Origin of the sequence: Geminicoccus flavidas (genome assembly GCF_009806515.1) — a bacterium.
GTDB classification, from domain to species: Bacteria; Pseudomonadota; Alphaproteobacteria; order Geminicoccales; family Geminicoccaceae; genus Geminicoccus; species Geminicoccus flavidus.
Genome location: NZ_WUJP01001090.1, coordinates 1 through 2744, shown reverse-complemented (window position 1 = coordinate 2744; position 2744 = coordinate 1). Strand labels below are relative to the sequence as shown.

The following is a 2744-nucleotide window of genomic DNA, read 5'->3' as shown; positions in this document are numbered from 1 at the left end:
CGGGAAAATGTTTGATGGTGAAGACGCGACGGGAGTTCACGCCGGAGTTCAAGCGAGAGGCAGTGGCGCTCTTGGAGAGCAGCGGCCGGCCGCAGATGCAGATCGCGGCCGAACTCGGGATCCAGCCGTCAATGCTGAGGCAGTGGCGCGCGACCTTGAACGGGATTGCGCCGCGGCCGCGGCCAGAGGCATCTCCGGGATCAATGCCGGCAAGCCCGGTCGCGTCTCCGTCCGATCAGGCGGCCGAGATCCCCCGGCTCCGCCGTGAGCTCGACCGCACGCGCATGGAGCGCGACGTCCTAGAAAAAGCGATCGGCATCTTCGCGGAGATGCCGAAGTGAGGTTCCGGTTCATCGAGCAGCATGCGAGCACTTGGCCGGTGCGCCTCATGTGCCGCGTGCTCGGGGTCTCCCCGAGCGGCTATTACGGATGGCGGTCGCGTCCCCGGAGCGCCCGATCGGCTGCCAACCGTCAACTCCTGGCCGATGTTCGCCGCGTCCATGCCGACCATCAGGGCCGTTACGGGTCACCTCGCGTGCACGCGGCTCTCCGGGCGGAGGGTCGCTCGACGAGCCGTGGCCGGGTCGAGCGTCTGATGCGCCGTCACGGCATTCGGGCTCTCGCGGGTCGGCGGTTCCGGCTGTGCACAACCGACAGCCGCCACGACCTGCCGATCGCCCCGAACCTTCTGAAACAGGAGTTCTCCGTCTGGGTCCCGAACAAGGTCTGGCTGGCGGACATCACCTATCTGCCGACAGGCGAAGGATGGCTCTACCTCGCGGCCGTGCTCGATCTCGCCACACGCAAGGTGGTCGGCTGGTCCATGCGCAATCACATGCGCACCGAGCTGACGACGGCAGCCCTCATGATGGCCGATCAGCGGCAGAGGCCAACCACCGGCCTCGTCTGCCATTCCGATCGCGGCAGCCAATATGCCGCCGAGGCCTATCGGACGCAGCTCGCCGGCATGAGAGCGGTCCCATCGATGAGTCGAACAGCCTGCTGCTACGACAATGCTCCGATGGAGAGCTTCTTCCACACGCTCAAGGTCGAACTTGTTCATCAGCGACGATGGGCAACCCGGGACGAGGCCCGGCGCGACCTGTTCGCGTACATCGAGGGATACTACAACCGGCAGCGCATCCACTCGGCTCTCGGCTATATCACGCCTGAGCAGGCCGAACGGAAGGCGAGCTAACCTCGTGTCCGCGAAATCGGGGGAAGATCAGGTGGTCGGGCTGACGCCATAGCGCCTGGCCAGCGCTCTCACCCTCTCTTGGTATAGCTGGATCGCCCGACGGACCGCCTCCGTCGTGCGGGCGCTGCCGTGGAGAAGCTGGCCCATAGCGCCTCCCTCGCAGCATGATGGTCAACTGTACCACCACACCGCGGGACCATACACCTAGGGCCGCTGCACGGCCAGGACATCGCGGAGCGCCTGCGCCGAGTAGCGCATGGCACCATGGGCGCTGCCAGATGCACGGAGGGGTCGAAGGCATCGGGGACATCCATCGCGCCGCCAACGGCCAGTATCGGGTGGGGTCAAGACACTCTGGAGGTACAGGAGGACCGACAGCGGTAGCACGGCTGTTGATGGAGGAAGCGGAATTGAGGTGACGCTGCTGTAGCTTCGCCCCGTGACACTGACCTTCCGCCAGCCGCCGCGCTGGCAGCACAAGGCGATGATCGGCTCGGCTGCCGTCAGCACAGGGAAGCGCAGCACGATGTGGGAGCGTCCACGCTATACTGATCCGGCAGGACACGGTCATCCGAGGTCAAGCTAGTGTCTCCTGCGTGGAAGGCATCCGCTGCACGTTGCCGGGTTGCATCAGGCGCTCGGTTATCGAGAAGTATCGGACGCAGTAGCCCGGCTCCGTATCAATCAGATCGTCGGCTACTTCGCCAGCTTGATCAGGCGCTTGAGAGCGCCAGCGAACAGGCGCGCTCGTATGGTTCCCGTCCGAGCTACTGGCGCAGCGGTGCCCGATGAGTGCTAAGCCTCTGACGGCATGCTAAACGACCTCTACGTGCAGCATGGCGAGAAGCCGCAGCACTCTCGGAGGCTACCACTTCGTTGTGTTACACCGCCGCGATCAGCCCGCCGGCTGGTCCAGCTCGCTGAGAAGTACTACCTTCTACGCCACGCTACGGGCACCACCCGCGTGGATGCCTGGGTTAGTTGGTGGCAATGCGACTTTTCCATTCATGGAATCACTGCTGAACAGCCACGCAACCTGATAAGATCACCCTTCTTTTTTGGCCTGTTGCGCAGAATGATTTACTTCGAGCCGTACTCTAGATCGTCTTTTGGTGTTGGATAGAAGCCAAGATGACCCAGTCAGAACATCAAGCACTAGAGGCATTGCGGCGGCGGCTCGGTTCGCAGGATTTCCTCGAGACATTGCCGATCGGAATCTATTGCTGCGGCCACGACGGACTGATCCGCCAATTTAACAGGCGGGCTGCAGAACTTTGGGGCCGTTCACCCCAACTGGGCGAATCTGATGAGCGGTTCTGTGGCGCGCACAGACTGCATTGCATGGACGGCACGCCCCTGCCCCATGATCAGACACCCATGGCCGATGCGGTCCGCCGCGGCGTGTCCACGCGCGACGGCCGCATTGTGATCGAGCGCCCGGACGGTTCTCGTATCACGGTCATGGTCAACATCGAGCCGCTGCTTGATGAGACCGGCCGATTGGTGGGGGCGGTGAACTGTTTTCAGGATATCACCGACCATATGC

Annotated in this window: 2 protein-coding genes and 1 pseudogene; 2 read left to right on the top strand and 1 reads right to left on the bottom strand. The window is 63.4% G+C overall.

Annotated features, from left to right (window positions below; all coding sequences use genetic code 11):
- Positions 1–14: 14 nt before the first annotated feature.
- Positions 15–1198 (top strand): IS3 family transposase gene (locus tag EQG76_RS30920; protein ID WP_159719058.1). Its coding sequence is split into 2 segments (ribosomal slippage): positions 15–303 and positions 303–1198, totalling 1185 coding nucleotides; the frame shifts between segments, so codons are not numbered across the junction.
- A 30-nt stretch (positions 1199–1228) separates the two neighbouring features.
- Here EQG76_RS30920 and EQG76_RS30915 read toward each other — a convergent pair.
- Positions 1229–1345 (bottom strand): annotated as a pseudogene (locus EQG76_RS30915) (IS481 family transposase); the annotation flags it as partial.
- Between the two features lie 984 nt (positions 1346–2329).
- On the opposite strand from EQG76_RS30915, the gene EQG76_RS30910 reads away from it, so the two are divergent.
- On the top strand, positions 2330–2744 hold a 415-nt coding region (locus tag EQG76_RS30910), incomplete at its 3' end, for a PAS domain-containing protein (RefSeq protein ID WP_159719057.1).